Here is a 6,252-nt window from a genome sequence, read left to right on the forward strand (position 1 = left end):
AGGCTAGATCACTGGCCTCAAAACTTGAACGCCTGCCGCCCCACCAGCAACCACTTGCCATCCTGCTTCTGCCAGATCTGAAAGTTCTCGATCTCGGTCGGTATCACCTCAGTGCCCTTCAACGCCTGCGCGGAAAAGTGGTGACGCACCAGCGCGGTATCGCCGGATAGGGTGATGGTTTGATTCTGCATTTCCAGGGTCTTGAACGCGCTCTTGCCGGTTTCGATGTCAGCAATGAATGCCTTCTTGTCCTGAATCTTGCCGCTCGAATGCCCATAAGTCAGGTTGGGCGCGGTAAGCGCGTTCAGTTCGGCGATGTCTTTGTGCAGCATCGCCTGGGTCAGATGATCGACCGCTTGGGCGACATCTTTTTCTGCCGGGGCAGAGGCGGCCATGGCGTAGCCGTTGAAGGCGCAGAGAAAACCGATGAGGAGTCGGGTTTTGGTCATGGAAGTTGTTTCCTTGTTGTTATGGGTTATGACTGAGTTGTTTTATTTGTCAGTCATCGTACAACTTAGCAGATATCCTGGCGTTGGGCACTTCCTCCCAACCCTTCAATCTTCAGGGGTCATGTTCAGCCTTCGTCGGCCGATAGTGTCCTGAGCGGAAAAAGACTCTCAAGTCGGGAACAGACGCGCGGGTTTGCCCTGACGTGATATTCTTCGCGCCAACTTGGTTTGACCTAATTCGGTTTGCTTGCCTTCGGGCGGGCTGACGGAATCCCTGTCGCTCAAGCAGCTGAAGCCAATAATGATAAGAAGTCAGTTCAGAAGGGACATTAACTGAGGTCGATGCAGGATGTCGGCCTTGTGTGCCCACCCGTCAAAATTGAAGTGTGCCGGAATCCGCGACGCTAGCCTGAGCGTCATCAAAGCGGATCGCATGCAGATAACAGCGGCGGGCGGAAGGCGTTTTATCATAGGTGCAACAGATGTTTAAAAAAGTGAACACAGCCCTGCTGGGTCTGGCTTTGGCGATGGGGATGACATCCGCCAATGCTGACGAAGCAAAGAAAGTCGACGTTCTGCTGATCGGCGGCGGCATCATGAGCACCACCCTCGGTGTGTGGATCAATGAGCTGGAGCCAAGCTGGTCGATGGAAATGGTCGAGCGCCTTGACGGCGTCGCCCTCGAAAGCTCCAACGGCTGGAACAACGCCGGTACCGGTCACTCGGCTCTGGCCGAGCTGAACTACACCCCGGAAGACGACAAAGGCAACGTAACGATCCCGAAAGCCGTCGAGATCAACGAAGCGTTCCAGGTGTCCCGTCAGTTCTGGGCCTGGCAGGTTCAGCAAGGCGTTCTGAAGAACCCTCGCTCGTTCATCAACACCACGCCGCACATGAGCTTCGTGTGGGGCGATGACAACATCAAGTTCCTGAAAAAGCGCTACGAAGCCCTGCAAGCGAGCCCGCTGTTCGCCGGCATGCAGTACTCCGAAGACCCGGCTGTGATCAAGAAGTGGGTTCCGCTGATGATGGAAGGGCGTGACCCGAACCAGAAAATCGCGGCCACCTGGAGCCCGCTGGGTACCGACATGAACTTCGGCGAAATCACCCGCCAGTTCGCTGCCCATCTGCAGACCAAGCCTAACTTCGATCTGAAACTGTCGAGCGAAGTGCAGGACATCACCAAGAACGCCGATGGCACTTGGCGCGTCAGCTACAAAAACCTGAAAGACGGCACCAAAACCGAAACCGATGCCAAGTTCGTGTTCATCGGCGCGGGCGGCGGTGCACTGCACCTGCTGCAGAAGTCGGGCATTCCTGAAGCCAAGGAATACGGTGGCTTCCCGGTAGGTGGCTCGTTCCTGGTGACCGATAACCCGGCCATCGCTGAACAGCACTTGGCCAAGGCCTACGGTAAAGCTTCGGTTGGCTCGCCACCGATGTCGGTTCCGCACCTGGACACCCGTGTTCTGGACGGCAAGCGCGTCATCCTGTTTGGCCCATTCGCGACCTTCAGCACCAAGTTCCTCAAGGAAGGTTCGTACCTGGACCTGCTGACCAGCACCACCACCCACAACATCTGGCCAATGACCAAGGTCGGCATCAAGGAATACCCGCTGGTCGAGTACCTGGCCGGTCAACTGATGCTGTCGGATGAAGACCGCATGAACGCGCTGAAGGAATACTTCCCGAACGCCAAAGCCGAAGACTGGCGCCTGTGGCAAGCCGGCCAACGCGTGCAAATCATCAAGCGTGATGAAGCCGCTGGCGGCGTGCTGAAACTGGGCACCGAAATCGTCGCTGCACAAGACGGCTCCATCGCCGGCCTGCTGGGCGCATCGCCAGGCGCGTCGACCGCTGCACCGATCATGCTGAGCGTGCTGCAGAAAGTCTTCAAAGACAAAGTGGCCAGCCCGGAATGGCAAGCCAAACTGCACCAGATCGTTCCAAGCTACGGCACCCAGCTGAACAGCGATCCAGCCAAAGTGGCTGCAGAGTGGGCTTACACCGCCAAGATCCTCGAACTGCCGACACCTCCAGTGATCGGTCAGGTAGCTGCTCCGGCCGCACCTGCAGCTGAAAAAGCTGAAGCACCGAAGGAAAACGCTGCACGTGACATGGCTCTGTAACTAGACGCCTGACACACAAAGCCCACTGAACCGGCGACGGTCAGTGGGCTTTTTTGTGGACCCGATAGCTGAATGACCTGGAACGGATTGGAGTGGGTTGGATATCCATCATTATCCGTTCGACGGTTAAGAGCTTGTCATGTGGAGCGGACTGGATCTTGAACATCATGAAATTGGAAGGTTTCATTGTTTTCTATGGGTAGACAGGATCTGTAACGTACCACTGTGAATAGATCGCCGCCGTTCCTGTTCTATCTCCTCTGTGTTTTTTGCAAAGATCGCAAATACAGGTGAATTTGTGTTCCTGTTTAACTGGTTTTTCCACGAATCGGTTGGTGGTTCCGCCTGATTCTTCGACGGGTCGTTTCTCGCTTGGAGTGAGTCCATCGCCGTAAAAGTAATTTATTGCCATTTCTGAATCTCCCTGACTATTTGAATAAGCAGCCCGCTGAAAGCTCACGCTTTAGGCAAACTTCTCGACCTCGGAGCCAAGGCTAGTCTTCTTGGTTGTTACGTGAACCTGTAAAATCTGACAGGTTTTTATATCTTTTCCATTTAGGCTAATCGCGAATGAAAAGAATCTTAGATAAGTAATAGTGGGCTTTTTTTGTGGGCACGCTTTGTATCTACCCCTGTAGGAGCTGCCGAAGGCTCGGGCCGGTTCGGCAGCTCCTGCACAGGTTATTCGGCGGTCAGGGTTTTGCTTTTGCCAGGTATGCACCAAGGCGCCGCCCCATTTCTTCGCCGAGGGCCTGCAACCCGCTCAATGGCCGCACCATCACTTCAAACTCGACAATCTTGCCATTCTCATCAAAGCGAATCATGTCGATGCCTTTGAGCTCCTTTGTCCCAACCTTGGCGCTGAATTCCAGAACCACGTTCAGACCATCGGCCGTTACCAGTTCACGGTGGTATTTGAAGTCTTCAAACACGTTGAACACGGTGTTGAGGATCATCGACACCACTTGCGCGCCGGGGTAAGGCGTGTGGGCCATGGGTGAGCGGAATACCGCGTTGGGGTCAAGCAGTTCGGGCAGGGCTTTGAGGTCGCCGGTGCGGATCATCTGGTGCCAGCGGTTCAGGGATTCGGCGACGTTGGGTTGCAGCTGCAGGTCGGTCATGTTCACTCCGGTTTTTTCTAGTTGTTCTCGCGGTGACCAAGACTCTAGAGCAAAGCGCGGCCAGGGCAACCTTCTCATGGCAACCTGAATATCACCCTATGAAAAGCCTATGTAGGAGCTGTCGAGTGAAACGAGGCTGCGATCTTTGAATTTTGTTTTTCAAGATCAAAAGATCGCAGCCTCGTTTCACTCGTCAGCTGCGACAGGATCAGATGTGCATCTGATATGCATTTTTCAGTGCAATCTGCCTCTGTAACCGGCGCAGTCATCGGCTCAAAATAACCCCGTAGTCCGGTCACTCGCGGCAATCCTTCATCCCGAAGCGTCCGGTGCACCGCAAGCTCAGCATTGAGGAGAGCAACATGAACAAAATGGCGTTTTTTCTGGGTGGATTTCTGACACTGACCATTCTGATCGGCTTGCTCGCGACCATTTCTCCGGTCTGAGCCTTCAACAGTTGAATATCGGGAAATAGCGCTCTTCACGTTTCTTGAAATGGATCGGCGCGGTATTGATCTTCTCACCGTTCAGGTAGAGCTCGGGCAAGGTCAGGATGAAGTCGCCCATATCCCCTTTGCCTAATGGGCTTCCGGGGTGCTGAACATCGCGTACTTCAGGGGCGCGCGGATCGAAGCCGGTTTTCAGACGTTCGATACTCACTTGATAGGTTTTTCCGTTGGCCAACTGCACGGTTGCCATCGGCGATGAGGCGGTGATCCACAGCGGCACTTTGTCTGCTGTCTCGGATTGTCCTTGGCTGTGTAACGCACGTTTAGGCGAATGTTCCATATACAGTTGAGTGGAAAGTCGTACTTCGGTTTCGGCCACGGTCGCCCCCGGCGGCGAGGTCTCGCCTCCCGGCAATGAGACGTGAACCAGCAGGAAAACCCAGTTCAGCTCGTTTGATGTGGTTGTGAAACGCATCGCCGTCTGCGGTCCAGGGCAGGTCGGATAAAGGAGCGTCGGGCGACCTGCTGTTGATTCGGGATACATCAGCGGGCCGGCGCTGCAGGCGGCGAGCAGGGGGAACAGTAGACAGGCGAGACGTTTCAATCAGCCACTCCGTGATGGTTATTTTACCGCTAGGGGGCGAGACCGTATTGGCTAACTGCATCGGCCGACGGCCAGCCACTGACTCGCGCCGCTGGCCCGCCTGCGGGGTCTGCCGGGTAAACAATCAAGGAATTCCCCGTACTGGTTTCGGCAATGAGCTTGCTCGCCGGGCCGAACATCGCGGCGCGCTCTTGCGCTGTGCAGGTCGGCAGGTAAACGCGCAGGACTCTGGGGTCGTAGAATCGAAACACCAGAAGGTTGCCATCCGGATCGGTCACCCGCAGCAGCGTGCGAAAGTGGCTGCGCAGGTCGTCCAGCGACACGTGCGCGGGGGCAATGACGAAGCTGCCCCAACTCTGCCCCCAGCCTTCCTCGAACAGTCGCCATGTATACGGCTGTTGCGGGTCGAGCTGCAGCAGATAAGGTGCTGCGGCCGACAGACTCGGGGCAAGTTCGCCCGCGTACAGGCAGGAAAATTCCGCGCCGCTGCTGCGCACCAGCGATTCGATGTGTGGGTCGCGGGCACCGTCCAGCAAGGCGTAGACCTTCGGCGCGTCAGGCTGCGTGCCCTGCGGCCAGAACTCGGCAGTCAACCATTCGTTGAGACTGGGACGAAACTGGCTCATCGGTTGCAGATCTCGCAAAAGGGCACGCCGCTTTTGGCGGCCGCTACCAGTGTTTGTGCCTGCATATTCTGTTGGATCAGTCGGGTTTCTGCAGCCGTCGCTGCAGCGGGCGCGGCGCCGGATGAAGGTGCTGCGAGCAGCTCCGCAGGCGTCGGCGTGTTGATCGGTGCCGCGGTGAGGCGTTTGCCGGCAGCATCGGCATCGGCGGGGGTCAAAGCGATTGGCAGTTTGATCGCGATTCCACTCCCCGAGCCCGGCGAGCCACCGGAGTTGGTTTTCACCTCGGCACCGCTGATGGTCACTCCGCCGGCATCAACCTTCACAAAACTGCCGCCAGCCTTGGCGGTAAGCTCCATGCCACCTTCGACCACAACCTTGGCGCCGGCGTGATAATGAATTTCGGTTCCGGCTTCGACAAACTGCGCCGTGCCGACCTTCAGGTGCCGGGTGACACCCACCGTCAGGTGGTCATCGACCCGCGTTTCCGTCTTGCGATCGAGATGGGTAATCCGATGCTCTTCAACCTTGAACTCGCTCAGCGTATTGGCTTCAACGGTGTCATGCCGTTCGTTGCCGACACGAATCTTTTGATCGTGCTCGATGTTTTCATCCCAATCGCGCTGGGCGTGGATGTAGATCTGCTCGACGCCTTTCTTGTCTTCGATGCGGAACTCGTTGTAGCCCTTGCCGCCCGGTGAACTCAGGGTCTTGAAGGTGCTGCGGGTTTTGTTCGCTGGCAGGTCGTAGGGGACGACGTTTTCCTTGTGGTACAGGCAGCCGGTTACGAGTGGCTGATCGGGATCGCCTTCGAGGAAGGTGACGAGGACTTCCATGCCGATGCGCGGGATGGCGATGCCGCCATAGGCTGCGCCGG

6 protein-coding genes are annotated in these 6,252 nt (G+C 56.6%); 1 reads left to right on the plus strand and 5 read right to left on the minus strand.

The window, feature by feature from the left end:
- Positions 1–17: 17 nt before the first annotated feature.
- The gene (locus AK821_RS25615; RefSeq protein ID WP_064392690.1) at positions 18–449 is read right to left on the minus strand and encodes a nuclear transport factor 2 family protein; all 432 of its coding nucleotides are present in this window, start codon (positions 447–449) and stop codon (positions 18–20) included.
- 482 nt (positions 450–931) lie between these two features.
- Between AK821_RS25615 and mqo the strand changes: the two genes are divergently transcribed.
- The gene (gene mqo / locus AK821_RS25620; protein WP_064392691.1) at positions 932–2,578 is read left to right on the plus strand and encodes a malate dehydrogenase (quinone); all 1,647 of its coding nucleotides are present in this window, start codon (positions 932–934) and stop codon (positions 2,576–2,578) included.
- A 692-nt stretch (positions 2,579–3,270) separates the two neighbouring features.
- Here the strand turns inward: mqo and AK821_RS25625 are convergent.
- From AK821_RS25625 to AK821_RS25645, 4 genes are all read right to left on the minus strand, one after another.
- A complete protein-coding gene (locus AK821_RS25625) occupies positions 3,271–3,699 on the minus strand; it encodes a nuclear transport factor 2 family protein (RefSeq protein ID WP_064392692.1) in 429 nt (142 codons plus the stop codon).
- 450 nt (positions 3,700–4,149) lie between these two features.
- Positions 4,150–4,752 (minus strand): hypothetical protein, encoded by a 603-nt coding sequence (locus AK821_RS25635; protein ID WP_064392693.1) that lies wholly within the window; start codon positions 4,750–4,752, stop codon positions 4,150–4,152.
- Between the two features lie 29 nt (positions 4,753–4,781).
- On the minus strand, positions 4,782–5,378 hold the full coding sequence (locus AK821_RS25640; protein WP_064392694.1) for a DUF4123 domain-containing protein: 597 nt from the start codon (positions 5,376–5,378) through the stop codon (positions 4,782–4,784).
- Positions 5,375–6,252 (minus strand): bacteriophage T4 gp5 trimerisation domain-containing protein (locus AK821_RS25645; protein WP_236708338.1); only part of this gene is annotated, 878 nt, incomplete at its 5' end. The genes AK821_RS25645 and AK821_RS25640, both read right to left, overlap by 4 nt.

The sequence above is a fragment of the Pseudomonas sp. RIT-PI-r genome, from assembly GCF_001297015.1.
In the GTDB taxonomy this organism is placed as follows: Bacteria; Pseudomonadota; Gammaproteobacteria; order Pseudomonadales; family Pseudomonadaceae; genus Aquipseudomonas.

Coding starts and splice junctions, on each gene's coding strand:
- mqo (WP_064392691.1), top strand. CDS start 932: ATGTTTAAAAAAGTGAACACAGCCCTGCTGGGTCTGGCTTTGGCGATG.
- AK821_RS25625 (WP_064392692.1), bottom strand. CDS start 3,699: ATGACCGACCTGCAGCTGCAACCCAACGTCGCCGAATCCCTGAACCGC.
- AK821_RS25615 (WP_064392690.1), bottom strand. CDS start 449: ATGACCAAAACCCGACTCCTCATCGGTTTTCTCTGCGCCTTCAACGGC.
- AK821_RS25640 (WP_064392694.1), bottom strand. CDS start 5,378: ATGAGCCAGTTTCGTCCCAGTCTCAACGAATGGTTGACTGCCGAGTTC.